The sequence below is a fragment of the Micromonospora deserti genome, assembly GCF_003236335.1.
Classification (GTDB): domain Bacteria; phylum Actinomycetota; class Actinomycetes; order Mycobacteriales; family Micromonosporaceae; genus Micromonospora; species Micromonospora deserti.
Map to the genome: position 1 here is coordinate 1 of NZ_POUB01000011.1, position 25022 is coordinate 25022.

The following is a 25022-nucleotide window of genomic DNA, read 5'->3' on the forward strand; positions in this document are numbered from 1 at the left end:
CCCCGCGGCCTCCGCCGACCCCGCACCGGCCGTGGCCGGCGACGCCACCCGGGCCGATTCCGAGGCCACACGTAGCGGGAAGCCCCGCGACCGTGGCACGGAGAAGGCGGGCAAGGACAAGGCCAGCCAGGACGAGGCAGGCAAGGCCAGCCAGGACAAGGCAGGCAAGGACAAAGCCCGTCCGGACAAGGCCGGCAAGGACGAGACCCGACCGGACAGGGCCGCCAAGGGCGGCATCACCGAGGGCCAGACCGCCACGGGCGACACCACCAAGGGCGACACCGGCACCGGGGGCGGCGAGAAGGGCACCGCCGACAAGGACGACGCCGGGACGGAGGAGGGCCGGCCGGACCGGTGGGCCGCGTTCGCGCCCGCCCCCGAGCCGGTGCCGACCCGGCCTCGGCGGTTCGCCCGGGCGGTCGGCCGCGTGCTGATCCACGAGTGGACGCTGGCGACCCTCGGTGCGCTGGCGCTGGCCGTGCTGCTGACCTGGCCAACGCTGCGCTACCCGCGGCACACGCTGCCGCAGGACTACTGGGACCCGAGCCTGCAAGCCTGGCAGATGGCCTGGTCGGGGCACATCCTGCTGACCAACCCGGCGCAGCTGTGGCACTCCAACGCCTTCTTTCCCGAGAGCTGGAGCTTCGCCTTCTCCGACACCCTCCTCGGGTACGCCCCGGCCGGCATGATCGGCACCGGGCCCGAGGCCGCCGTGCTGCGCTACAACATCATGTTCGTGCTGGCGCACGCGCTCGCCACGCTCGGGGCGTACGCGCTGGCCCGTCAGCTGGGCGCGGGCCGGACCGGGGCCGCGGTGGCCGGGGTGAGCTACGCGTACGCCCCCTGGCTGCTGGCCCAGGCCGGGCACCTGCACGTGGTCTCCAACGGCGGCATCCCGTTGGCGCTGGCCATGCTGGCCCGCGGACACGGTTGGTCGCTGCGCCACGGCTACCGCCCCGAGCGCCGCCACGACGGCTGGGTCTACACCGGCTGGCTGGTCGCGGCTTGGCAGCTCAGCCTCGGCTTCGGCATCGGGCTGCCGTTCGCGTACGTCATCGGTGGGACGGTGGTGGTCGCGGCCGTCACCTGGTTCCTGCGACGCTGGGTGGTGCGGCCGGTGAAACGCCCGTTCGGGAGCCGGCTGCTCGTGGCGGACCTGGTCGGCGGGGCGCTCTTCGCCGGGGTCGGGCTGCTGCTGGCCATCCCGTACTTCAAGGTGGCGGAGCTGCACCCCCAGGCGGAGCGGTCCATCGGCGACATCGCCATCTTCTCGCCCCCGGCGAGCGGCTTCCTCACCGCGCCCGCCGAGTCGTGGATCTGGGGTGGCCTGCACGAGGGGGCGCGCGCGGTGCTGCCGTGGCACCCGGAGATGACCCTGCTACCCGGCTTCGTGCTGTACGCGCTCGCCGCCGGCGGGCTGTTCTTCTCCGTCTGGAAGGTGCGCCACCGGCTGCTGCTGCTCGCCGGGGTGGTGGTGACGATGGTGCTGGCCATGGGCACCCGCTTCTTCGACGGCACCTTCACCTACGTGCCGCTCTTCGAGCATCTGCCCGGGTGGAACGGCCTGCGCACCCCGGGCCGGTTGATGCTCTGGACGACGCTGCTGCTCGGGCTGCTCGCAGCCGGCGCGGTCAGCGCCTTCGCCGCCCGGGTACGCGAGATCTCCGCCGAGCGGATCCCCTCCTGGCCGAGCCCGTGGCTGCGGGCGGCCACCCTGCTGCCGCTGCTGCTGGTCATCGTCGAAGGGCTGAACACCACGCCGCACCCGGTGGTGCCGCTCCAGCCCGCCGCGATGCGGACGGTGGACGGGCCGATGCTGGTGCTGCCGAGCAGCCAGAACCTCGACCAGCCGGTGATGCTCTGGTCGACCACGCATTTCCAGGACGTGGTCAACGGGGGCAGCGGCTTCACCCCACGCCAGCTCGACGACGTACGGCGGGTGTCGATCTCCTTCCCCGACCAGACCAGCGTGGACTACCTACGCACCCTCGGGGTCCGCAACGTGCTGCTGATGCGCGACCAGGTCGCCGGCACCCCGTGGGAGATCACCATCGACGTGCCGGTGGACGGGCTCGGCATCACCCGGGAGGAGATCGGCGACGTGGTGGTCTACCGGCTTTGAGCCGGCATGGCGGTGGGGCTTGCGGGGGCCGTCTCGGACGTGCGGTCTAGGCGATGGCCGGGTCGGGCGTGCGCTCGGCCGGTCGTCGTCGCCACCGGTCGAACCAGGGCGCATCCGACGCGCCGTCCAGGACCCCGCCGTCCGGGTCGTCGGCGTACGTGGCCCGCACCGCGTCCTCCTCCGGGCGCAGGATCTCCCGGACGACCAGCACGCAGAGCACCACGACGGTGGTCAGGCGCAGCGTGGCGGCCAGCACGAAGACGCCCTCCGGGAAGACGGGCCGGCTGGTCGACGCGCCGAGCAGCTCGCCGTAGAAGGCGGCGAAGTAGCAGACCTCGGCCAGCTGCCAGGCCAGGAACGCGCCCCACTTGGGCCGGGCCAGCACGACCAACGGCAGCAGCCAGAGCACGAACTGTTGCGACCAGACCTTGCTGAAGATCAGGAACGCGGCGACCACCAGGAACGCGAGTTGGGCAAGCCGGGGCCGGCGCGGCGCCAGCAGGGCCAGCACGGCCACCCCGAGACAGGCCACCCCGAACAGGGCGTACGACAGGGCGTTCAGCGCGGGGATGTTGGCGTTGAGCCACTCGAATGGCCCGAGGTCGGCGGGGTCGGCGCCCCCGGCCTTCCCGTCCAGGTAGCGCCCGATGTACCAGAGGGTGCCCCAGTCGATCGCCCGGGTGGTGTTCAGCTCGAAGAACCGGTCCCAGTTCTCCCGGTACGGCACGGCGGCGGGCAGGTTCACCACGACCAGGGACACCAGGGCCGTGCCGAGGGCGGTGAGGGCGGCCCGGAGCCGTCCGGCGCGCAGCGCCAGCACCAGGATGGGGCCGAGGAGGAACAGCGGCCACATCTTCGCCGCCCCGGCGAGCCCGAGCAGGACGCCGGCCAGGGCGGGGCGGCTCCGGGCCCAGGCGAGCAGGCCGAACGCGGCCAGTCCGATGGCGAGCAGATCCCAGTTGACGGTGGCGGTGAGCAGCAGCGCGGGGGCGAGCGCGAACAGCGCGGCGTCCCAGGGTCGTCGACGGCGCAGGGCGAGGATCACCGCCACGGTGGCGACCGCCAGCGCGCCGAGCACCAGGGCGTTCAGGTTGTAGAACCACATTCCCTGGTTGAGGTCCGGGTTGCCGTCGCCCAGCGCGTGCACCGGCAGGCCCAGGGCGCCCATGAAGTATCCGGTCAGCACCGGGTACTCGACCGGGTGGTCCCGGTAGGGGACGGCGCCCTCGTTGAGCCGCTCGGCGTAGTACAGCGCCAGCACATCGGTGTAGCAGAACCGGGTGTACTGCACGTTGTTCTGCCAGGCGCCGTCCTGGCAGGGCGACTTCTGCACCCAGTGCAGCGCGAGCGTCAGGCAGACCAGGGCGAGGACGATCCGGGTGGCCGTCCAGAACCGCCGCTCCCGCCCGGCGGGCCGGTCCAGCGCCACCGCGTGGTCACCGAGCGGCCCGCCGATGAGGCCGGACATCCCACGCACGAACCCGTCCGAGCGGGAGGGGTGGTCGGTGGCGGTGCCGTCGTCGATACCTGGCGTCGACTGGGTGCTCATGGAGAGGCATCCTGCCCTACATCGGCTCCGCCCACGAGGACTGCGCGCCGAGCGGCCCGCGGAACGCCGACGGCGGCCGGACAGTGTCCGGCCGCCGTGGGCACCACCTGAACTCAGTCGTCCTCTGCCGTACGGGGGCTGACCGACGGGAGCAGACCCCCACCGCCGTCCCCACCCGGCCGTGGGTCGGTCGGCCCGGTCGGGCCCTGGTTGTTGCCGTTGCCGTTGCCGTTGCCGTTCCCGTTGTTGTCGCAGAACAGGCCGAGCGGATCGCAGTTCGGCTGGGTCGGCGTCGGAGGCGGGGGCGGAGCCTCGCCGTTGCCGGTGTTGGGATCGCCAATGTTCGCGGCGGGTGGGAAGTCTAGCTTCTCCTTGCCCTTCAGCGCCTGCTCCATGAACCGCTCCCAGATGTCGCCCGGGAGGTTACCGCCGCTGACCCGTCGGCCGTCCTTCAGCTTGAGCGGCTTGCGATCCTTCAGGTTGCCCACCCAGACGGCGGTGGCGAGCTGCGGGGTGTAGCCGATCATCCAGGCGTCACCGTTCTCCGGGCTGTCGGGCTTCTGCTCCCAGGTACCCGTCTTGGAGGCCGCCTTCCGGCCGTCCTCGAGGCGGTGGTTGACCTGGGCCGGGTACCGCTCCAGCACCGAGGTCACGTCGGCCACGACGTCCTTGTCGATGCGGCGCTCCGGCTTGAGCTTCTCGCCGCCGATCTTCTTCCACTTGCCGGTGACCTCGTCCTGCTTCTCCACGGAGTAGAGGAAGTGGGCCCTGTTGTAGACACCCTGGTTGGCGAAGGTGGCCACACCGTTGGCGTGGTCGAGCACGGTGACCGGGTACTGGCCGTAGCCGACCACGTGGAAGAACGGACTCGGCGCGATCTTCTTCGGGTCGGTCTTGGTCAGGTCGTACGGCTTGGGCGGGTTGGTGTCCGTCCGCCACATGGTGGTGATGCCGGCCTTCGCCGCCATGTCGACGACCTTGTCCGGGCCGATCTCCTGCGTGACGTGGTAGAACGGCACGTTCAGCGACTTCAACGTGGAGACCGTCAGGGTGCAGGAGTCGCCGCAGGACGGGTTGTCGACGCCGGCGTTGCTGACCTTGAACTTGGTGCCCTCCGGGGTGAACGCCCGGCCCTTCCACCGCGACTCCAGGGCTTTGCCCTCCTTGAGCGCCGCCGCCAAGGTGTAGATCTTGAAGCTCGAGCCCGGCGAGTGGCCGCCCGTGATGTTCCCGTTGGAGTCGGTGTTCTTGCCGGCGTAGTCGGTGCCGGTGCCGTTGTCACCGCCGTAGTAGGCGAGGACCCGTCCGTTCCTCGGGTCGATCGACACCACGGCGGCCATCAGGTTCGGCGGCTGCCTGGCCAGCTCGGACCCCTTCGTCTTGCGCTGCGCCGTGTCGACGGCCGCCTTCTGGATCTTGGTATCGATGGTGGTGCGGATCCGGTAGCCACCCTCCATCAGCGCCTGCGAGCAGAGCAGCTTGTTCACCGTGACGTCGGCCTCGTTGTCGACGCAGAGCCCCTGGTCCCGCATCTCCGCCTTGACGTAGTTGATCACGTTGCCGTACGGCGTGTTCACCCCGAAGTCGACACCCACGCCACCGTTCTTGGTGCTCTTGATGTTCTTCGGGTACTCGGTCGGCCGCTGCGGACGGTTGGGGGCGTCCAGCCAGCCCTCGGCGACCATCCCGTTGATCACGTAGTCCCAGCGCTGCTTCGCGTACGTCGGGTTGACCGCCGGGTCGTACCCCTTGTGGGTTGCGCTCGGCACCGGCTGCTTGATCAGCGCGGCGAGCACCGCCCCCTCGGCGACGGTCAGGTTCTTCGCCGGCTTGCCGAAATAGGTCTGCGCCGCCGCCTCGATGCCGTACGCCCCGCGACCAAAGTAGATCACGTTCAGGTAGTACTGCATGATCTGCTCTTTGGTGTACTTGTCGTTGAGCTTGGAGGCGAGGATCGCCTCCTTGACCTTCCGGGCGTACGTGTCGTCCTTCAGGTTGTCGTAGGCGTTGCGGGCGTACTGCTGGGTGATCGTCGAGGCGCCCTGCTTGTCACCACCGCTGAGGTTGTTCCAGGCGGCCCGGGCGATGCCCTTGTAGTCCACACCGGAGTGCTTGTAGAAGTTCCGGTCCTCGGCGGCGGCGACCGCGTCGCGCACGTGCTGCGGGATCTGGTCGATGGTGACCAGGGTGCGGTTCTGCTCACCCACCTTCGCGATGATCGTCTTGTTGTCGAACGCGTAGAGGGTGGTGGCCTGCGGCGGCGCCGTATCCTCCGGCAGCACCACGTTGGTCGAGTAGTAGGTGAAGCCGACCACGCCGATGCCGGCGAGCATGATGAACACCGCGAAGCCGGCGATCAGGATGTTCATCCGTCTACGCTTCCGCGCCCGCGTGGAGGCGCCGGGGTCACCCGCGCCCCGCCGACCGCGACCGGGACCCGTCGGCCCGCCGGGCCCGCCCGGGCCGCCGGAGACCGGGGAGACGCTCGCCCGGGCCGAGGCCCGGCCGGCGACGCCGCCGACGGCGGCCGACCCGACGCTCGCCCTGCCAGCCGACGCGGCGCCGACCGCGGCCCGGCCGGCCGGCCCGCCGGGCGCCGGGGAGACCGGGACCGAGGCCCGGCCGGCACCCGCCCGACCGGACGCCGCGCCCGGCGCCGGGGAGACCGGGACCGAGGCGCGGCCGGGGCGGCCGACCGAGGCGGAGCCCACCGAGGCCGAACCGGAGTTGGCGCCACCGCGCGGGGGTACGGATGCCGACCCGCCGACCGAGGCCCGCCCGCCGGCGGCCCGGGGTGTGACCGAGGCGCGGCCCGGTGCCGTACCGTCCTGTGCAGCTGACCAGCCGCCCCCGCGCGGGTCACCGCCGGAGTCGCCGTGGTGGCCCGGGATCTGGGCCCGGCCACGGGGGGAACTGGGATCGCCGTACGAGTTCATTCCTCACACCCTGCCGGTCGCGGTGGGGCGCGGCTGCGCCGCCACCCGGTTGCCGTGAGTTGAGACACCCGCCACCGCGGCACGCCCGTGCCGGATCACCGGTGTCAGTTGCGAATCAATCGGGCCAATCAGACCAACGAGTCGTCGGTCAGCCCGGGCGCGCACGTGGCGGCCGGGCCCGGCCGATCGAGCGAAGATCACTGTTGTGCCTCTCGCCTCCGTCGATGGGCCGGACCGGCGGCCGAGGCGACCGCGCCCTGTTCCGGCCCGCTCTCCGTGCCCGCGGCCAACCCGTCCCGGCCGAGCAGGTACTGCTCGACGAGATGGTTCCAGTCACAACCGAGGCACACCTCCACCACGAAGACCTGGAACTCACGCAGCGTCATCGCGAGCACGGGCAACTCCGCCAGCGTGCGGGCCTGACCGGCGGACTGCTTGAGTTCGTCCCCGTAAATGTAGTGGACGTGGGTCAGGTTCTCGCTCCGGCAGATCGGGCACCGCTGGTCCGTCGGCTCGCCGTGGAAGCGAGCAGCGTTCTTCAGGTACGGCGACGCGTCGCAGACGTCGTACGTGCCGACCCGGCCGGCGAGGAGTTCACGCAGCACCGCTCGCTTCTGGAGCGAGTAGTCGACGACCTGGCGCTGCGTACGCATGCGGAGAAGGGTACGCGGTCTCGTCCGACGGGGCGACCGCGGTGACAATCCGTGACGACAGAACCTCGAATTGGGGGTTTGCCCTGGCCACGGTGATCCGCTAGCGTGCGATGTATCGGTCCGATACATCGCGGCGGTTAGCACTCCGCGCACAGGGTAAAGGAAGGGTGGCCAGTGCTCGAACTCGCCATCCTCGGCCTGCTGCAGGAGGCTCCGATGCACGGCTACGAGCTGCGCAAGGAGCTGACCGCCAAGCTCGGCGCGATCCGGGCGGCGATCAGTTACGGCTCGCTCTACCCGACCCTGCGCCGGTTGCAGGCGGCGGGATGGATCACCGAGGCCGCCGAGACACCCGCCACCGCCGAGGAGGTTCCCGCGCTGACCAGCCGACGAGGTCGGGTGGTCTACAAGATAACCGCGGAGGGCAAGGAACGCTTCGCTCAACTGATCGCACAGGCCGGGCCCGAGACGTACGACGACACGGGCTTCGGAGTGCACTTCGCGTTCTTCGCCCGGACCGACCAGGCGACCCGACTGCGCATCCTGGAGGGTCGCCGACGCAAGATCGAGGAGCGCCGCGAAGGGCTACGCGACGTGCTCGCCCGGGCGGCTGAGCGCCTCGACGCGTACACCCTGGAACTGCAGCGCCACGGGCTGGAGGCCTGTGAGCGCGAGGTCCGCTGGCTGGAGGAGCTCATCGCCAACGAGCGCTCCGGCCGTGCCCCGACGGTCCCGCAGCGCGGGACGGCCGGCGGCCGACGAGAAGAGACCAGCCCGCCTCCACCTGGAGAGTCCAGGAAAGAGCGGCCGTGATGAAGAAGAAGGAGGCAGACGCTATGGGCTCCGTCCGCGTCGCCATCGTCGGTGTGGGTAACTGCGCCTCGTCCCTCGTGCAGGGCGTCGAGTACTACCGGAACGCCGACCCGAACGACCGGGTCCCGGGTCTCATGCACGTCACCTTCGGCGACTACCACGTCTCCGACGTGCAGTTCGTCGCGGCGTTCGACGTGGACGCCAAGAAGGTGGGCATGGACCTCGCCGAGGCGATCGTCGCCAGCGAGAACAACACCATCAAGCTCTGCGACGTACCGCCGACCGGTGTCACCGTGCAGCGCGGCCCGACCTTCGACGGTCTCGGCCAGTACTACCGGGAGATCATCGAGGAGTCGGACGTCGAGCCGGTCGACGTGGCCAAGGCGCTGCGCGACGCGCAGGTTGACGTGGTCGTCTCGTACCTGCCGGTGGGCTCCGAGCAGGCCGACAAGTTCTACGCGCAGGCCGCGATCGACGCTGGCTGCGCGTTCGTGAACGCCCTGCCGGTCTTCATCGCCTCCGACCCCGAGTGGGCGCAGAAGTTCACCGACGCGGGCCTGCCGATCGTCGGTGACGACATCAAGAGCCAGGTCGGGGCCACCATCGTGCACCGCGCGCTGGCGAAGCTCTTCGAGGACCGCGGGGTCGAGCTGCTGCGCACGTACCAGCTCAACTTCGGCGGCAACATGGACTTCATGAACATGCTGGAGCGCAACCGCCTGGTCTCGAAGAAGATCTCGAAGACCCAGTCGGTGACCTCCCAGATCCCGCACGAGATGACCAAGAGCGACGTGCACATCGGCCCGTCGGACCACGTGCCGTGGCTGGACGACCGCAAGTGGGCGTACATCCGTCTGGAGGGTCGCTCCTTCGGTGACGCCCCGCTCAACGCCGAGCTCAAGCTCGAGGTGTGGGACTCGCCGAACTCGGCCGGCGTCATCATCGACGCCGTCCGGGCCGCGAAGATCGCGCTGGACCGGAAGATCGGTGGCCCGATCCTGTCGGCCTCGTCGTACTTCATGAAGTCCCCGCCAGTGCAGTACGCCGATCACGAGGCGCACGCCGCCGTCGAGGCGTTCATCGCCGGTGAGGTCGAGCGCTGACGCGCTGACCAGCAGCACCGCGAGGGCCGGGTCCGTGCGGACCCGGCCCTCGCGGTGTGGCGGCGAGACCTGGGGTACGCGGACCGGCGGCACGACGGCCCGTCCCGCCCCCGGCTTTAGCCCAGCCCGAGCAGCGACCGCTCGAAGTCGACCCGGGCCTCCAGTTCGAGCAGGAACCGCTTGCGGTCCAGGCCGCCGCCGAAGCCGATCAGCTTGCTGCCGGCACCGACGATCCGGTGACACGGCACGATGACCGGGACCGGGTTGCGGTTGCAGGCCACCCCGACCGCCCGGGCCGCACCCGGATCGCCGAGCTGCCGGGCCACCTCGCCGTAGGTCAGCATCCCCGCGTACGGGATGAGGGTCATCTCCCGCCAGACCGCCCGCTCGAAGTCGGAGCCGCGCCGCACCGACACCGGCACGGCGAACTCGGTCAGCTCCCCGGCGAAGTACGCCCGCAGCTCGGCGACCACACGCCGGGACAGCTCGTCCGCCGGCGCTGTGACCGCCCCCTCGACCCGGCCGAAGTGGGCCCCGCACACGCCGCCGTCGTCGGTGGCCACGGAGAACTCGCCGATCGGCGAGTCGAGCACGGTCCAGCGCATCCGCCCATTCTCACCGCCCGGTGCGACATCCTGGCCGGCCGGTACGTCCCGGCGGCGCCGCCGACCCGGCCGGCTCTCAGAGCAGCAGGAGGAAGCCGAGCAGCAGGGTGCCGGCGCTCAGGCTGACCCCACCGGCGACGGTGAGCCAGATCAGCATGTTGGGCCGGGTGTCCTGCGGGCGGGCCACCGAGAGGAAGAAGCCGAGCGGCATCAGGATCGGCGCGGCGACCAGCAGCGTGCGGATCAGCGCGCGGATGCCGTCCGAGGTTTCAGCCTGGTCGATGTAGGGCAGCAGGACCAGCGCGAGGATGACCAGTACCCCGGCGTGGGCGTGCCCGGCGGTCCAGAGACCGCGGCGCACCGGGTTGTCGAGGTAGCCGGCCTTGCGCCGGGCGAGATGCGTGAGCAGGGTCAGCCCGCCGTACGCGATCGTGACCACCGTGATCAGCAGGATTCCGGCGGTGGTCAGGGTTGCCGAGGACATGGGCCACACCTCCGTCTAGTCGATGTCAAGATTGGCTCCGATCGAGAATCTTGTCAATAGCTAGATTCGCCGGCGCCCCGGAAACCGCCGGGCGGCGTGAGCCCGTCGCACCGGCCTCCGGTTGCGGGGCATCGATACCGTGCCGGACGTGGCCACGGGGACACTGATCTTCCTCATCATCGGCGGAGCGGGCGTCGCGGTGCTGGCGCTCGCCCTGCTCGGCACCGAAGTCCTCCACTTCGGTCACCCGGACGTGGACGGGCCGGTCCGGATCGAGGCGATCGCCGGGTTCACCGGGGCGTTCGGCTTCGGCGCCGCGATCGTCAACGAGCTGCTCGGTGGTCGTACGTCCGGCATGATCGCCGCCGCCGTGGCCGGCGGGGTCGTCGCGGCGGTGCCCACCGCGTGGGTCGCGGCCCGGCTCAGCCGGGCGGCCCGCGACATGCGCACCGACCCCCACCCCCACCCGCCACGACCTGGTCGGCGCGCTCGGCCTGGTGGTCAGCCCGGTGCCGGCCGGCGGCTACGGCGAGGTCCGGGTACGCGTCGCCGGCGCGCCGGTGAAGCTCAACGCCCGCGCCGACCACCCCATCCCGGTGGGTGCCCAGATCTTCGTGGTCGAGGCGCTCAGCGAAACCAGCGTCCACGTCGAAACCTACTGAACCCCCTTTCGCGCAGAGACGGATCCCACATGCCCCTTGTCATCGCCATCGGTGGCGCGGCTCTCCTCGTCCTCGTCCTCGTGTTCTTCGTGCTCTCCCGGATCAAGGTCGCCGGGCCGAACGAGGCGTTCATCGTGACCGGCCGCAAGGGCCGGACCACCCAGACCGCCGACGGCGGGCGGTCCACCGACATGTCCGGCCAGAAGGTGGTGCTCGGCGCCTCGGTCTTCGTCCTGCCGGTGGTGCAGAAGCTCCAGTCGCTCGACCTGTCCAGCCGGCGGATCGACGTCGGCATCAAGGGCGCGGTGAGCAAGCAGGGCATCCGCACCGAGCTGCACGGCGTCGCGATCGTCAAGGTCGGCGGCACCGAGGACGCGATCCGCGCCGCCGCCCAGCGCTTCCTGCACCAGCAGGACGAGATCGAGGACTTCACCCGGGAGGTGCTCGCGGGCGCGCTGCGCTCGATCGTCGGCCGGCTCACCGTCGAGGAGGTGATCCGCGACCGGGCCGCGTTCGCCAGTGCGGTGGCTGAGGAGGCCGAGCACTCGATGACCAACCAGGGCCTGGTGCTGGACACCTTCCAGCTCCAGGACATCCTGGCCGAGGGCAGCTACCTGCAGGACCTCGGCCGGCCGGAGGCGGCCCGGGTGCTCAAGGACGCGGCGATCGCCGAGGCGCGGGCCCGGCAGCAGGCCGAGCAGGAACGGCTGCTCGCCGAGGAGGCGATCGCCGAGGCCAACCGCAACCTGTCGCTCAAGCAGGCCGCGATCCAGGCGGAGATCGACGCGGCGAAGGCGAAGTCGGCCGCGGCCGGGCCGCTCGCCCAGGCCGAGCGGGACCAGGCGATCCTCTCCGAGCAGCAGAAGGTGGCCGAGCGCAACGCGGAGCTCAAGCAGCGCCAGCTCGACACCGAGGTACGCAAGCCGGCCGACGCGGCCCGCTACAAGGTGGAGCAGGAGGCCGAGGCCGCCCGTAACGCGGCGGTGCTCAGCGCCGACGCCCAGCGGCAGGCCGTCATCGCCGCCGCCCAGGCCGCCGCCGAGCAGGCCCGGCTCACCGGTGAGGGGGAGCGGGCCCGCCGGGCCGCGCTGGCCGAGGCGAACGCGATCGAGGGTGCCAAGGAGGGTGAGGCCGAGCAGCGCCGCCGCAGCGCGATCGCCGAGGCGGTCGAGCGGGAGGGTCAGGCCGAGGCCGCGGCCATCCTGGCCCGGGGGCAGGCCGAGGCGGAGGCGATGGCCCGCAAGGCCGAGGCGTTCGCCGCGTACGGCGAGGCGGCCGTGCTGGACCTGCTGGTCAAGGTGCTGCCGCAGGTGGTCGAGGCGGCCAGCGCCCCGATCGGCGCGATCGACAAGATGACGGTGATCTCCACCGACGGCGCGTCGTCGCTGACGAAGTCGGTGGCCGGCAACGTGGCCCAGGGGCTCCAGCTCGGCAGCGACCTGACCGGGATCGACCTGGCCGGCCTGCTCGCCCGGCTCGGCGCCGGCTCGGCGGCGAACGGCAGGCCGCAGGTGCCGGACGCGGTCGAGGCACGCTGACCGGCGACCGGGTGCCGCTCCCCGCACGGGGGCGGTGCCCGGCGGTCGCGCTGGACCTCCGGTTGCCGAATTGGGGCCGGGCCGCCGGCTCTGCCCCGCGCGGCGGGGCGCCGGGCTACTCGACGACGCCCTGCTCGCGCGCCCAGCGCAGCAGCTCGGCCTCGGCCTCGTCGCGGTCCAGCGGGCCGCGCTCCAGGCGCAACTCCTTGAGGTGCTTCCAGGCCCGCCCGACCACCGGCCCCGGCGGTACGCCGAGCAGCTCCATGATGGCGTTGCCGTCCAGGTCGGGCCGGACCCGGGCCAGGTCCTCCTCGGCGGCGATCCGGGCGATCCGCTCCTCCAGCGCGTCGTAGTCGGCCGCGAGCTGGGCCGCCTTGCGCCGGTTGCGGGTGGTGCAGTCCGAGCGGGTGAGCTTGTGCAGCCGGGGCAGCAGGTCACCGGCGTCGGCCACGTAGCGGCGTACCGCGGAGTCGGTCCACTCGCCCCGGCCGTAGCCGTAGAACCGCAGGTGCAGCGCGACCAACGCGGTGACCTTGGCGGTCACCTCCTTCGGGTAGCGCAGCGCCTTCATCCGGGCCTTGGTCAATCGCGCGCCCACCACCTCGTGGTGGTGGAAGCTGACCCGGCCGTCCGGGCCGACCGCCTTGGTCGCCGGCTTGCCGATGTCGTGCATCAGGGCGGCCATCCGGAGGACGAAGTCGCAGCCGTCCTCCTCGAAGCGGAGCGCGTTGCTGACCACGGTGAGGGTGTGCTCGTAGACGTCCTTGTGCTGGGCGTGCTCGTCGATCTCCAGCTTGAGCCCGGTCAGCTCCGGTAGAAAGCGCTCGGCCAGCCCGGTGTCCACCAGCAGCCGGAGCCCGGTCACCGGGTCGGCGCCGCAGAGCAGCTTGGTGAACTCGTCGCGGATCCGCTCGGCGGTGATCCGGTCCAGGTCGGCGGCCATCCGGGTCATCGCCGTGTGCGCGTCCGCGTGCACCGCGAAGCGCAGCTGCGCGGCGAACCGGGCGGCGCGCAGCATCCGCAGCGGGTCGTCGCGGAACGACTCGTGGGGCGGGGCGGGGGTACGGATGATCTTCGCCGCGAGGTCGTCCAACCCGCCGTGCGGGTCGGTGAACCGGTGCTCGGGCAGGCTCACCGCCATCGCGTTGATGGTGAAGTCCCGCCGTTTCAGGTCCTCGGTGAGGCTGGTGCCGTACCGCACCACCGGGTTCCGGCTGATCTGGTCGTACACCTCTGCCCGGAAGGTGGTGACCTCCAGGCGCAGACCGTCACGCTGAACCCCGATGGTGCCGAACTCCCGACCGGTCTCCCAGATCGACTCGGCCCAGCCGCGGACGATGCGCAGCGTCTGGTCCGGGTGCGCGTCGGTGCAGAAGTCGAGATCCTCGCCGAGCCGGCCGAGCAGGGCGTCCCGGACCGAACCACCCACCAGGTGCAGCTCGTGACCGGCCCGCGCGAACCGGCGACCGAGCTCGTCGGCCACCGGGGAGACCCGGAGCAGTTCGGCGACGGCGTTGCGCTGCGCGGCGGTGAGGTCGCGGCGATCGGCGGCGTGGGGAGCGGAGGCTTCGGACATGGGATCGCCAGCCTATCGGGCCGGGCCCGCATCCAGTCCGCCGGGCGCGGGTAACGGGTGACGGTTGACTAAGGTCTTCCTCGTGCGGGGCCGGGATCCCGGCTCCGACGTACCCCATGGAGGCGAGAAGATGGGCGGCGGCCTCTACCGCAGCGCGAACGCCGCGCAGGGCGGCCCGCCCGGCGGCGACCGGTCGTCGGACGGCGCCACCTTCATCTCCGCCGAGCCGCTCAACCAGCCGGCGATGGAGTCGGTCGCGCCGCCGCCGGAGCAGGTGGGCGAGGGCAGCGCCGCGGCAAACAGCGCGGTGATGGCGATCGGCAGCCTGGTCAGCCGGGGTACGGGGTTCCTGCGGACGCTGGTGCTCACCGCCGCGCTCGGCGGCGCGCTGGTCGGCGACGCGTACACCACCGCGCAGATCCTGCCCGGGATGGTCTACGAGTTCCTGCTCGGCGGCATCCTGACCAGCGTGCTGATCCCGGTGCTGGTGCGCCGGCGCAAGGCCGACGCCGACGGCGGCCAGGCGTACGCCCAGCGGCTGCTCACCCTCGCGGTGCTCACCCTGGCCGCGGCCGCGCTGCTCGCGGTTCTCTCAGCCTCCGGGCTGACCTGGCTGTACGCCAGCGACGAGTCCGACGGCAGCTACCGGGAACTGGTCACCAGGCTGTCGTACCTGATGCTGCCGATGATCTTCTTCACCGGCCTCAGCGCGTTGATCAGCGCGGTGCTCAACACCCGGGGGCACTTCGCCGCCCCGATGTGGGCGCCGATCCTGAACAACGTCGTGGTGATCGCGACCGCCGGGCTCTACATCGCGATCTTCGGCGCGGAGATCATCCGGCCGGAGGAGATGACCACCGGACGGATCCTCCTGATCGGCGGCGGCACCCTGCTCGGCGTGGCGATCCAGGCCGCCGGCCTGCTGCCGGCCCTGCGCAAGGTCGGCTACCGGTGGAAGCTGCGGTTCGACTTCCGGTCGCTCGGCCTGCGCGAGCTGGGCCGGCTCGGCGCCTGGATGTTCTGCTACGTCGCGGTCAGCCAGATCGGCCTGATCGTCCTGTTCAACCTGCTCAACCGGGCCGGTCGGAACAACGCGGCCGGCCCGCTGATCTACAACAACGTCTTCCTGCTGTTGATGATGGCGCACGGCATCATCGCCGTTTCGATCATCACCGCGCTGATGCCCCGGATGAGCGCGGCCGCCGCCGACGGCCGGTACGCCGACCTCGCCGCCGACCTGTCCCGGGGCACCCGGACCGTGTCGGCGGTGCTCGCCCCGATCGCGGTCTGCTACGCCGTGCTGGCCGGCCCGCTCGCCGTGGTGCTGTTCCGCTACGGCGCGTTCAACGACGAGAACGCAGCCGCCACCTCGCTGGTGCTGCTGGTCGCCGCGCTCGCCCTGGTGCCCTTCGCGGTCAGCCAGCTCTTCACCTTCGCCTTCTACGCGCTGCCGGACACCCGCACCCCGGCGCTGATCAACATCCCGGTGGTGGCGCTTCGCATCGGCGTGCAGATCGTGCTCTTCGCCGCCTTCTTGCCGAGCTTCGCGGCGGCCGGAATGATGATCGGCAACGGCGTGTCGTACCTGGCCGCCGCGGTCGCCTCCGCCTGGCTGCTCCGGCCCCGGATCGGCCGGATCGGGCTGGGCACGATCATGCGGACCCTCGGCCGGGTCGCGGTGGCCGCGCTCGGCGCCGCCCTCGCCGGACTGCTGGTGGTCGCGCTGCTGCCCGGCGGCGACACGCCGAGCCGGGGGGCCGCCGTCGTCCAGTTGGTGATCGGCGGCGGGGTGATCCTCGGGACCTACCTCGGGCTGGCCACCGTGCTGCGGATCGGGGAGATCACCGAGGTGGTCGGCATGGTCCGCCGACGGCTCGGCCGCTGACCGTGCCGTCGGCGACCCGCGGACGGTCTGCACGCTGAGTGAACGAGGATCACCAGGCTGGGGATGCGGCTGTGGATAACTCCGCGATTCACCGCTCAGCCACCGGATCATCCTGTGGATAACCGGCCGTACGGCTGAGCATGGCGAGCCCTTCGGCGGGAACCCCGGCAGCGTCGGCGCCGCCGGCGCGAACACCGGCCCGGCCCCTCCGACGACCCCTTGCGGTCAACCCTTAGATTGGCTAGTACATGTGCCAGCATCGTGGCTGACATCGGGCGTAACCGGACGAGTACATCGACAGCCGGCACCACCTGCCGGGTACGGCGCGAAGATGACATGTCGGGGAGACGGCCAACCCGGGTAAGGTCGCTGTCGACGGGTACGTCCGGCGTCGGCGCCCCGCGTCGACACGACCGGCCGGTTCCTTGGAATGCAGAGCGGGAAGCCACATGCCCAGCAGCGCGGGTCCATCGATCGACACGATCACCGAGGGAGGACGGGTGACCCAGGTCGGCGAGGGTCAGGAGGCGGACGAGAGCGCTCCGCCGGTCATGACCTTCGGTGCTCCCACGGCCGGTGAGATCCTCGCCGAGCGGTACGAGCTGGTCGAGCACATCAACAACGACAGCGCGGGCCGACTGGTCTGGCGCGGGGTCGACGTGGTGCTGCGCCGTCCCGTCGCGGTCGTGCTGCGCTACCCGGGTGGCGACTCCGCCACCGAGATGCTCCAGGCCGCAGTCGCGGCCAGCCGGGTCATCCACCCCAACCTGGTCGGGGTCTACGACGCGATCGACGAGGCCGATCGGGCGTATGTGGTCCGCGAGTGGGTCGACGGGCGGTCCCTGCGCGAACTGGTCGCCGAGGGCTCGCTCGACCCCGCCCGGGCCACCTCGATCGGCAACGCCGTAGCCAGCGCCCTCGCCGCAGTGCACGCCACCGACATGGTGCACGGCAACGTCCACCCCGGCACCGTCATGATCAGCGATGACGGCCGGGTGGTGCTGGCCGACGCGCGTACCGACGGCGCGGACAGCCAGGAGAGCGACATCCGGGCGGTCGGCGGGATCCTCTACTTCGCGCTGACCGGGCACTGGCCGCACACCGAGGTGCCGCTGCGCGGCGCCACCGCCGGCCACGGCCGGGCCGCCATCCCCGACGCGGTCCGCGACGCGGGCGGGGCCATCGCCGCTCCCCGGCAGGTCCGGGCCGGCGTGCCGGCGTACCTCGACGACCTCACCATGGACCTGCTCGACATCGAGATCGCGCCGCCCACGTCGGACGTGCTCGCCGCGGAGCTGGCCCGGCTGGACGTGCCGGCCGACGAGCAGTACCTGGACAGCAGCGGCCCGCTGCGCTTCACCGCCGACACCGACGACGAGCCGTCCCCGCTGGCCGCCGCCGGCGGTCGCAAGGTCGCCATCGGCATCGCCGGACTGCTGGCGGTCGCCCTGGTCGGCCTGCTGATCGGGATCAGCGCGCTGGGCGGTGACGACGAGGGCCCGCAGACCAACCCGGTCGCCGCTCCCAGTTCGAACGCCCACGGCGGCGACGCCACGCAGGCCGCCGCCACCGTGGGCCCGATCAAGATCAGCAGGGCCCAGATCATCGACCCGGAGGGCGACCGGACCGAGGTCAAGAACGCCGACAAGGTGTTCGACGGCAACGAGGACGAGGGTTGGGAGACGCAGACCTACCGGCGGTCCCCCAACTTCGGCAACCTCAAGGAGGGCATGGGAGTCTGGATCGACCTCGGCGGCGAGCACACCGTGAAGTCGGTACAGGTTCTCCTCTCCGCCCAGGGCGCTTCCGCCCAGCTCTTCGCCGGTATCGCTGAGCACCCTTCGTCGGCCGCCGGGGACAGCCAGCTCGTCGCGGACTACCGGAAGACGCCGGTTGGCCGGGCGTTCGAGGAGCACGACGGCACGACCATGACCTTCGACGGCTTCAACGCCGATCGGAAGTACCGCTACCTGCTCTTCTGGATCACCCAGCTGCCCAGCAGCGATGGCGGCTACAAGCTCGGCGTGCAGGAGATCAAGGTTCAGGGGTCGTGAGCCGGCCGCCGCACCCCGGGCACCGCCTCCGCCGGACGTGGTGATGGACGGTCACGGCGAGCGGAGCCACGGGCCGGTGGGCGAGACGGGCGGCCCACCGGTCGCGTCGCCGCCGCCACCGGCCGCGATGACCGACCTCGACCTGCTGCACGCCCACGTCGCGGGTGACCGGGACGCCTTCACCGAGCTCTTCCACCGGCACCGGGACCGGCTCTGGGCGGTGGCCCTGCGGACGCTCGGCGACCGCGAGGAGGCCGCCGACGCCCTCCAGGACGCGTTGCTCTCCGCCCACCGGGCGGCCGGCCGCTTCCGCGGCGACTCGGCGGTCACCACCTGGCTGCACCGGATCGTGGTGAACGCCTGCCTGGACCGGATCCGTCGCCGCCAGGCGCACCCCACCGTGCCGCTGCCCGACGGGGTGCGCGACGACACGGGGTCGGCCACCGGAGGCGTCGAACCGGCCGCCCCGGCGCAGGATCACGACACCGCACTGGTGGTCCGGCAAGCCCTCGCGGCGCTGCCGGTCGAGCAGCGCGCCGCGCTGATCCTGGTCGACGTGCAGGGCTACCCGGTCGCCGAGGCGGCCCGGATCCTGGACGTGGCCGAGGGGACCGTCAAGAGCCGCTGCGCCCGGGGCCGGGCCCGGCTGGCGACGCTCCTCGGGCACCTGCGCCCGCGGTCCGCACCGGCGCAGCAGCCACCGGGCGACGTGGTCCAGTCGGGCGGGAACGTGCCGGCTGTCACCCCGGGGAACCCACGGCGCCCGGAGGGCGTCGGATCGGGGTCGGGACGATCCCGGCGGGATGCCAACCAGGAGGACGCGTGACGACCGGGGGGTTCAGGGAGGTCGACGACGACCTGCTCGCCGACTACCTCGGCGGGGCGCTCGCCGGTACCCCGCAGGAGACTGAGGTCGCCCGCCTGGTCGACACGGACCCGGCCTGGGCCGAGGCCTACACGCTGCTGGCTCCGGCCGTCGCCGGGGTCCGGGCCGACCTGGCCGGCTGGGGCACCCCGGCGCCCGAGATGCCGGCCGAGGTGATCGACCGGATCACCGCCGTCCTCGCCACTCACGCGGACGCCACTCACGCGGACGCCACTCACGCGGACGCCGCCCAGACGGACGCCACTCGGACGGACACCGTTCAGGCCGCCAACACGCACGACAGTGCCGACCCGGGGGCGACGGCACCGGGCAGTCCGCTCGGCGTGCCCGCCCAACCCACCAGCGGTTCGGGCCGCCGGCCCGCCGGCGTATCCAGGACAGACCCGGGCGGAACCACCGGGCCCGGCCGGCGGCGGCGTCGCTGGACGCGGCTGGCGGGTCCGGTCGCCCTCGCCGCCGTGTCGGTCGCGGCCGTCGGTCTCGGGGTCAGCCAGCTGATCGGCGACCAGCAGGTGCGCGGCACCGCGGACAGCGCGGTGTCCGGTCCCGAGGCCGCCGGTCCGGCGGCCGCCATCCCGTTCCGGACCGCCGGGCCACTGCTGCACAGCGGCGCGGACTACACGCCGGAGACGCTCAGCAGCCCGGCACCGACGGTGCGGGCACAGCAGTTCTCCAGCGGCTCCCCACAGGCGGATCCCGGCGTCCAGGCGGAGGGCGGGCGGATGCCCGGCCCGGGCGGTCTCGACCGGCTCGGCAACCCCGCCGCGCTCAACGCCTGCCTCGCCGAGATCGGCGCCGAACACGGCGACGCTCCGCTCGTGGTCGACATGATCGACTACGCCCGGTTCCAGGGCCAGCCGGCGCTCGTCGTCCGCTTCACCGACGCCGCCGGCGCCAGCTGGGCCTGGGTGAGCGGGCCGGAGTGTGGCGTCCCCGGGTCCGGCTCGGACACCCGCTACCGCACCCGGGTAGGGTGAAACCACGGCCACCGGGCGTTTGACCGTCTACGTGACGTGACCCACCGGATGACCGGCTCGGGAATCCCCGGTTCGTACGATGACGTTCTGCATGTCAGCTGCCGGCCACCTCTGCGACGGGGTCGGCATCGGATCGGCATCGGTGCGCGCCGGTGGCGAACACACACAATCGGGAGACGGCAGTGGACGAGGTCCGCAACCTGATCATCATTGGCTCCGGGCCGGCCGGTTACACGGCGGCGGTCTATGCCGCGCGCGCCAACCTCAAGCCGCTCATCATCGAGGGCGTGCAGTCCGGCGGCGCGCTGATGACGACGACCGAGGTGGAGAACTTCCCCGGGTTCGCGGACGGCATCCTCGGGCCCGAGCTGATGGACAACATGCGCAAGCAGGCCGAGCGGTTCGGCGCCGAGTTCCTGACCGACGACGTCACCCGGGTCGAGCTGGTGGACACCGGCGACGTCGGCTCCGGCGCCGCCAGCACCGTCTGGGTGGGTGAGACCGCGTACCGGGCCCGGGCCGTCATCCTCGCCACCGGCTCCGCCTGGCGCCCGCTGGGCGTGCCGGGTGAGCAGGAGTACCTCGGCCACGGCGTGTCGTCCTGCGCGACGTGTGACGGCTTCTTCTTCCGCAACCAGCACATCGTGGTCGTCGGTGGTGGTGACTCGGCGATGGAGGAGGCCAGCTTCCTGACCCGGTTCGCCGACTCGGTGACCATCATCCACCGCCGGGACTCGTTCCGAGCCAGCAAGATCATGGCTCAGCGGGCGCTGAGCAACGACAAGATCAAGGTGGAGTGGAACACGGTGGTCGAGGAGATCCTGGGCCACGACGGCAAGGTTTCCGGCGTACGGATCCGCAACGTGCACACCGGCGAGGCCAAGGTGCTCGACGTAACCGGCGTGTTCGTAGCGATCGGCCACGACCCGCGCAGTGAGCTCTTCCGCGGGCAGGTGGAACTCGACGTCGAGGGGTACGTCAAGGTCCAGCAGCCCAGCACCCGGACCAGTGTGCCCGGTGTCTTCGCCGCCGGTGACCTGGTCGACCACACCTACCGGCAGGCGATCACCGCCGCCGGTACGGGCTGCGCCTCGGCGCTGGACGCCGAACGTTTCATCGCCACCCTGCACGGCTGAACAACAGGTACACATCCCCCGGAGGAGGGTCATAGTGGGAGCAACCAAGTCGGTCACCGACGCGAGCTTCGCCGCCGACGTGCTGAAGTCCGACAAGCCGGTGCTGGTGGACTTCTGGGCCGAGTGGTGCGGGCCGTGCCGCAAGGTCTCGCCGCTGCTGGAGGAGATCGCCGGCGAAATGGGTGACCAGGTCACCATCGTCAAGCTCAACATCGACGAGAACCCGGAGACCGCCCGGACCTACCGGGTCATGTCGGTGCCGACCCTCACCGTGTTCAAGAACGGCGAGCCGGTGCAGTCGATCGCCGGCGCCAAGCCGAAGGGCGAACTGGTCAAGCTCATCGAGTCGGCGCTCTGACCTGCTTCTATCCGACGTCGACCCCGTACCCGGAGCCCGGGTGCGGGGTCGACGTCATTTTCCCGGCCCACCGCACCTGCGGCCGTGCGAGCGCATAACCTCAACCCCGGGGCCGCCCGGCCAGCCAGCGTCCGTGCAGAGGGGGTCGTGCGTGCGTCCGATCCGACCCGGTGACCGTGGACCCGCGGTGACGGAGATCCGTATGGTGCTGGCCGGCCTCGACCTGCTGTCACCGATGGCGCCGGACGTCGACGAGTTCGACGCGCACACCGAACGGGCGGTCCGCGCCTTCCAGCAGTCCCGAGGGCTGAGCGTGGACGGCCGGGTGGGGGCGGAGACCTGGCGGGCCCTGGACGCAGCCCGCTGGCGGCTGGGCGCCCGCACCCTCTACCACGCGGTACCCGAACCGCTCACCGGCGAGGACGTCCGGACACTGCAGGAACGCCTGCTGGAGATGGGGTACGACGTCGGCCGGGCGGACGCGATCTACGGGATACGGACCGCCCGCGCGGTGGCCCAGTTCCAGCGGGAGGTCGGCCTCACACCCGACGGCACGTGCGGGCCGCACACGATGAACGCGCTGCGCCGGCTCGGCCGCAAAGTGGTCGGGGGGCGGCCGCAGTGGCTGCGCGAGTCGGACGCGATCCGGCAGTCCGGCCCGACCCTGGTCGGCCGGACGGTGGTGATCGACCCGGGCCACGGCGGCACCGACCCGGGCGTGGTCGTGCCGGACGGGCCGCTGCGGTGGACCGAGGCGGATCTCGTCCACGACCTGGCCAGCCGGCTGGAGGGGCGGCTCGCCGCGTCCGGCGTCCGGGTACAGCTCACCCGGGGACCGGCCCTCCGGGAGTGCCTGCCGGACGTCGACCGGGCCCAGCTGGCCAACTCGCTCGGGGCCGACGTCTTCATCTCGCTGCACATCGACGGGCACGCCAACCCGGACGCGGAGGGGGTGGCCACGTACCACTACGGCACCGACAACGGTGTCACCTCGGCGACCGGGGAGCGGCTGGCCGGCCTCGTGCAGCGGGAAATCGTCGCCCGGACGGGGCTGCGGGACTGCCGGACGCACGCGAAGGCGTGGGACCTGCTCCGGTTGACCCGGATGCCCGCGGTACGGGTCGAGGTCGGCTACCTCACCTCGCCCGCGGACCTGCGCCGGCTGATCGACCCCCGGTTCCGGGACCGGGTCGCCGAAGCGATCGTGGCGGCGGTGCAGCGGATGTACTTCCCCATCGAGCGGGACGTCCCCACCGGCTCGATCGACGTCAGCGAGCTGCGGGCGGTGGTCGCCGCCGGCACGGTGGTCGACTGAGCGTTCCCAGGCGCTCGTCGCCGCGGCCCTGCTCCGCGAGCCCGCCCAGCGCCCCGCTGCCGCCCTGCCCGGGCGCTGAGCGGCCCAGGGTGTGCGGTCAGCCGGCGGTGGATCGGGTGGCGGGGGCCGGGCGAACCGGCCGGAGCAGGGTCTCCGGGCTCATCGAGCCGAGCAGCTTCTCCAGCGCGTACTCGACGTCGGACTTCCAGCTCAGCGCGGTGCGCAGCTCCAGCCGCAGGCGGGGGAAGCGCGGGTGCGGGCGGACCGTCTTGAAGCCCACCGAGAGGAAGAAGTCGGCGGGAGCGACGCAGCCACCGGGCGGGTCGACCCCGTCACCGAACTTCGCGTCGCCGAACGCCTCGATCGCCTTGATGCCGCGCTTGGTGAGGTCGCGGGCCACACCCTGCACCAGCATCCGGCCCAGGCCGCCGCCGGCGAAGGCGGGCACCACGTTGGCCGTCATCAACAGCGCCGCGTCGGCGGAGACCGGAGAGGTGGGGAAGGCCATCGAGCGGGGCACGTAGGCCGGCGGGGCGTACATGACGAAGCCGGCCGGCATTCCGTCGACGTAGACCAGCTTGCCGCAGGACCCCCACTCCAGCAGCGTCTGCGAGACCCAGGCCTCCTTCTCCAGGCCCGGATCACCGGCCGCACAGGCGCGGTCGGCGGAAACCGGATCAAGCTCCCAGTAGACGCACTGCCGGCACGGACGGGGCACGTCCTCCAGGGTGTCGAGGGTCAGGCTGACCAGACGTCGCGACATTGGCGCATCCCCACATTAGGCTCGGAGGTGAGACCGGCACGGAACGACACCGCCGCTTTCCTGCCCCCGACGAGCGATCGTACGCCGCCGACCGTCGCCGCGGGAGAGGACGCGCGAACGACCACCTCCCGGTTGGCGAGGTCCGGGATGTGGACGCCGGTCACGCCGCCGCGACGTACCTGGCCGAGGGCGACTACGATCGACACCCGGCGTCCCGAGTCGCCATGGTCGCCGTGGTCCCGGGTACGCCCGGGACGGGAGCCACCCGACCAGCCATCGAGGTGATGTCATGACCGGCACGACGCTCGACGACTACACCGACCGGTACGCCCGGCGGGTGCGGGGCATGACCGCCTCGGAGATCCGGGCGCTCTTCGCGGTGGCCAGCCGGCCGGAGGTGGTCTCGCTCGCCGGTGGCGCCCCCTACATCGCCGCGCTGCCGCTGGACGCGGTCGGCGAGATGCTCGGCCGGCTCGGCACGGACCACGGCGCCACCACGTTGCAGTACGGCATCGGTCAGGGCACCCCGGAACTGCGCGAGCGGATCTGCGAGGTGATGGCGCTCTCCGGCATCGACGCGGCCTGCGGCGCCTCCCCGGAGGACGTGGTGGTCACCGTCGGCGGGCAGCAGGCGTTGGACCTGGTGGCGCGGCTCTTCCTCGACCCGGGTGACGTGGTGCTCGCCGAGGGCCCGACGTACGTCGGCGCACTCGGGGTGTTCCAGGCCGCCCAGGCCCGAGTCGTGCACGTGCCGATGGACGCCGACGGGCTGATCCCCGAGGCGCTGGAGACCGCCCTCGCCGAACAGGCGCGGGCCGGCAGTCGGGTGAAGTTCCTCTACACCATCCCGACCTACCAGAACCCGACGGGCGTGACGCTGACCGAGGAGCGGCGCGAACGGGTGCTCGACATCTGCGAACGAGCCGGGCTGCTCGTGGTCGAGGACGATCCGTACGGCCAACTGGGGTTCGAGGGCGACGCGCCGGCGCCGCTGCGCGCCCGGCGGCGGGACGGCGTCTTCTACCTCAGCACCTTCTCCAAGACCTTCGCGCCCGGGTTGCGGGTGGGCTGGATCCTCGCGCCACACGCGGTCCGCGACAAGCTGGTGATCGCCAGCGAGGCCCAGATCCTCTGCCCCAGCGGCTACGCGCAGGCCGCCGTCTCCACATACCTGGGCACCATGCCCTGGCAGGAGCAGCTCAAGGTCTACCGGGAGGTCTACCGGGAGCGGCGGGACGCGATGCTCACCGCCCTTGAGGACCTGATGCCCGCCGGCACCACCTGGACAACCCCGGCCGGTGGCCTCTTCGTCTGGGCGACCCTGCCCGACGGGCTCGACTCGAAGGCGATGATGCCGCGGGCCATCGCCGCCCGGGTCGCCTACGTGCCGGGCACCGGCTTCTACGCGGACGGCACCGGCACCGGTCACATGCGGCTCAACTTCTCCTTCCCGCCGCCGGAGCGGATCCGCGAGGGCGTCCGCCGGCTGGCCGGCGTGATGGAGCAGGACATCGCCATGCGGAAGGTGTTCGGCGCGGTGGGGCGCCCGGGGCTGCGGCGTGGGCAGGCCGGCTCGGACGCGCCGGGACCCGACTTGGCATGATTCC

The 25022-nt window shown here is 71.9% G+C and carries 19 protein-coding genes and 1 pseudogene; 13 read left to right on the forward strand and 7 right to left on the reverse strand.

Annotated features, from left to right (window positions below):
• Nucleotides 1–31 precede the first annotated feature (31 nt).
• Nucleotides 32–2122, forward strand: a complete 2091-nt coding sequence (locus C1I99_RS03205) for a putative glycosyltransferase family protein (protein WP_233512298.1) — start codon at nucleotides 32–34, stop codon at nucleotides 2120–2122.
• A 46-nt stretch (nucleotides 2123–2168) separates the two neighbouring features.
• Here C1I99_RS03205 and C1I99_RS03210 read toward each other — a convergent pair whose 3' ends face one another.
• From C1I99_RS03210 to C1I99_RS03220, 3 genes are all read right to left on the reverse strand, one after another.
• Nucleotides 2169–3671, reverse strand: coding sequence for a glycosyltransferase family 87 protein (locus C1I99_RS03210; RefSeq protein ID WP_111132657.1), 1503 nt, complete (start codon nucleotides 3669–3671; stop codon nucleotides 2169–2171).
• A gap of 113 nt (nucleotides 3672–3784) precedes the next feature.
• Complete coding sequence (locus tag C1I99_RS03215) at nucleotides 3785–6607, reverse strand: transglycosylase domain-containing protein (RefSeq protein ID WP_111132658.1); 2823 nt, start codon at nucleotides 6605–6607, stop codon at nucleotides 3785–3787.
• 197 nt (nucleotides 6608–6804) lie between these two features.
• Entirely contained in the window at nucleotides 6805–7260 is a 456-nt protein-coding gene (locus C1I99_RS03220) for a DUF5318 domain-containing protein (protein ID WP_111132659.1), read from the reverse strand.
• Nucleotides 7261–7434: 174 nt separating this feature from the next.
• On the opposite strand from C1I99_RS03220, the gene C1I99_RS03225 reads away from it, so the two are divergent.
• Both C1I99_RS03225 and C1I99_RS03230 read left to right on the forward strand, forming a co-directional pair.
• Entirely contained in the window at nucleotides 7435–8073 is a 639-nt protein-coding gene (locus C1I99_RS03225) for a PadR family transcriptional regulator (protein WP_111132660.1), read from the forward strand.
• 23 nt (nucleotides 8074–8096) lie between these two features.
• Nucleotides 8097–9176 (forward strand): inositol-3-phosphate synthase, encoded by a 1080-nt coding sequence (locus tag C1I99_RS03230; protein ID WP_111132661.1) that lies wholly within the window; start codon nucleotides 8097–8099, stop codon nucleotides 9174–9176.
• Nucleotides 9177–9292: 116 nt separating this feature from the next.
• Here C1I99_RS03230 and C1I99_RS03235 read toward each other — a convergent pair whose 3' ends face one another.
• Complete coding sequence (locus C1I99_RS03235; protein ID WP_111132662.1) at nucleotides 9293–9781, reverse strand: methylated-DNA--[protein]-cysteine S-methyltransferase; 489 nt, start codon at nucleotides 9779–9781, stop codon at nucleotides 9293–9295.
• A gap of 76 nt (nucleotides 9782–9857) precedes the next feature.
• A complete protein-coding gene (locus tag C1I99_RS03240) occupies nucleotides 9858–10265 on the reverse strand; it encodes a hypothetical protein (RefSeq protein WP_111132663.1) in 408 nt (135 codons plus the stop codon).
• 121 nt (nucleotides 10266–10386) lie between these two features.
• Here C1I99_RS03240 and C1I99_RS03245 point away from each other — a divergent pair.
• Both C1I99_RS03245 and C1I99_RS03250 read left to right on the forward strand, forming a co-directional pair.
• Nucleotides 10387–10927: pseudogene (locus C1I99_RS03245) on the forward strand (NfeD C-terminal domain-containing protein).
• Nucleotides 10928–10956: 29 nt separating this feature from the next.
• Complete coding sequence (locus C1I99_RS03250) at nucleotides 10957–12465, forward strand: flotillin family protein (protein WP_111132664.1); 1509 nt, start codon at nucleotides 10957–10959, stop codon at nucleotides 12463–12465.
• 115 nt (nucleotides 12466–12580) lie between these two features.
• Here C1I99_RS03250 and C1I99_RS03255 read toward each other — a convergent pair whose 3' ends face one another.
• On the reverse strand, nucleotides 12581–14041 hold the full coding sequence (locus tag C1I99_RS03255; protein ID WP_111132665.1) for a CCA tRNA nucleotidyltransferase: 1461 nt from the start codon (nucleotides 14039–14041) through the stop codon (nucleotides 12581–12583).
• A 130-nt stretch (nucleotides 14042–14171) separates the two neighbouring features.
• On the opposite strand from C1I99_RS03255, the gene murJ reads away from it, so the two are divergent.
• The 7 genes from murJ to C1I99_RS03290 all read left to right on the forward strand — a co-directional run bounded on the left by murJ (nucleotide 14172) and on the right by C1I99_RS03290 (nucleotide 22652).
• Nucleotides 14172–15926, forward strand: coding sequence for a murein biosynthesis integral membrane protein MurJ (murJ, locus tag C1I99_RS03260; protein WP_111132666.1), 1755 nt, complete (start codon nucleotides 14172–14174; stop codon nucleotides 15924–15926).
• Nucleotides 15927–16375: 449 nt separating this feature from the next.
• Nucleotides 16376–17980, forward strand: a complete 1605-nt coding sequence (locus C1I99_RS03265; protein WP_111132667.1) for a protein kinase family protein — start codon at nucleotides 16376–16378, stop codon at nucleotides 17978–17980.
• 43 nt (nucleotides 17981–18023) lie between these two features.
• Complete coding sequence (gene sigM, locus C1I99_RS03270) at nucleotides 18024–18806, forward strand: RNA polymerase sigma factor SigM (protein WP_111132668.1); 783 nt, start codon at nucleotides 18024–18026, stop codon at nucleotides 18804–18806.
• Entirely contained in the window at nucleotides 18803–19843 is a 1041-nt protein-coding gene (locus C1I99_RS03275) for an RsmA family anti-sigma factor (protein WP_111132669.1), read from the forward strand. The genes sigM and C1I99_RS03275 overlap by 4 nt, the downstream gene beginning before the upstream one ends.
• Nucleotides 19844–20025: 182 nt before the next feature.
• Nucleotides 20026–20979, forward strand: a complete 954-nt coding sequence (trxB, locus tag C1I99_RS03280) for a thioredoxin-disulfide reductase (protein ID WP_111132670.1) — start codon at nucleotides 20026–20028, stop codon at nucleotides 20977–20979.
• A 34-nt stretch (nucleotides 20980–21013) separates the two neighbouring features.
• Nucleotides 21014–21337 (forward strand): thioredoxin, encoded by a 324-nt coding sequence (gene trxA / locus C1I99_RS03285; RefSeq protein ID WP_088996685.1) that lies wholly within the window; start codon nucleotides 21014–21016, stop codon nucleotides 21335–21337.
• A gap of 151 nt (nucleotides 21338–21488) precedes the next feature.
• Nucleotides 21489–22652: an N-acetylmuramoyl-L-alanine amidase gene (locus C1I99_RS03290; RefSeq protein WP_111132671.1), complete on the forward strand. Its 1164-nt coding sequence runs from the start codon at nucleotides 21489–21491 to the stop codon at nucleotides 22650–22652.
• 97 nt (nucleotides 22653–22749) lie between these two features.
• On the opposite strand, the gene C1I99_RS03295 is transcribed toward C1I99_RS03290, so the two are convergent.
• Nucleotides 22750–23415, reverse strand: a complete 666-nt coding sequence (locus C1I99_RS03295; RefSeq protein WP_111132672.1) for a GNAT family N-acetyltransferase — start codon at nucleotides 23413–23415, stop codon at nucleotides 22750–22752.
• Nucleotides 23416–23704: 289 nt separating this feature from the next.
• On the opposite strand from C1I99_RS03295, the gene C1I99_RS03300 reads away from it, so the two are divergent.
• Entirely contained in the window at nucleotides 23705–25018 is a 1314-nt protein-coding gene (locus C1I99_RS03300) for an aminotransferase-like domain-containing protein (RefSeq protein ID WP_111132673.1), read from the forward strand.
• Nucleotides 25019–25022 lie beyond the last annotated feature (4 nt).

Excerpts from the sequence above, each read along its gene's own strand:
- C1I99_RS03210 (WP_111132657.1), bottom strand. The coding sequence starts at position 3,671 with ATGAGCACCCAGTCGACGCCAGGTATCGACGACGGCACCGCCACCGAC.
- C1I99_RS03215 (WP_111132658.1), bottom strand. The coding sequence starts at position 6,607 with ATGAACTCGTACGGCGATCCCAGTTCCCCCCGTGGCCGGGCCCAGATC.
- C1I99_RS03220 (WP_111132659.1), bottom strand. The coding sequence starts at position 7,260 with ATGCGTACGCAGCGCCAGGTCGTCGACTACTCGCTCCAGAAGCGAGCG.
- C1I99_RS03230 (WP_111132661.1), top strand. The coding sequence starts at position 8,097 with ATGGGCTCCGTCCGCGTCGCCATCGTCGGTGTGGGTAACTGCGCCTCG.
- C1I99_RS03235 (WP_111132662.1), bottom strand. The coding sequence starts at position 9,781 with ATGCGCTGGACCGTGCTCGACTCGCCGATCGGCGAGTTCTCCGTGGCC.
- C1I99_RS03240 (WP_111132663.1), bottom strand. The coding sequence starts at position 10,265 with ATGTCCTCGGCAACCCTGACCACCGCCGGAATCCTGCTGATCACGGTG.
- C1I99_RS03250 (WP_111132664.1), top strand. The coding sequence starts at position 10,957 with ATGCCCCTTGTCATCGCCATCGGTGGCGCGGCTCTCCTCGTCCTCGTC.
- C1I99_RS03255 (WP_111132665.1), bottom strand. The coding sequence starts at position 14,041 with ATGTCCGAAGCCTCCGCTCCCCACGCCGCCGATCGCCGCGACCTCACC.
- murJ (WP_111132666.1), top strand. The coding sequence starts at position 14,172 with ATGGGCGGCGGCCTCTACCGCAGCGCGAACGCCGCGCAGGGCGGCCCG.
- C1I99_RS03265 (WP_111132667.1), top strand. The coding sequence starts at position 16,376 with ATGCCCAGCAGCGCGGGTCCATCGATCGACACGATCACCGAGGGAGGA.
- sigM (WP_111132668.1), top strand. The coding sequence starts at position 18,024 with ATGGACGGTCACGGCGAGCGGAGCCACGGGCCGGTGGGCGAGACGGGC.
- C1I99_RS03295 (WP_111132672.1), bottom strand. The coding sequence starts at position 23,415 with ATGTCGCGACGTCTGGTCAGCCTGACCCTCGACACCCTGGAGGACGTG.
- C1I99_RS03300 (WP_111132673.1), top strand. The coding sequence starts at position 23,705 with ATGACCGGCACGACGCTCGACGACTACACCGACCGGTACGCCCGGCGG.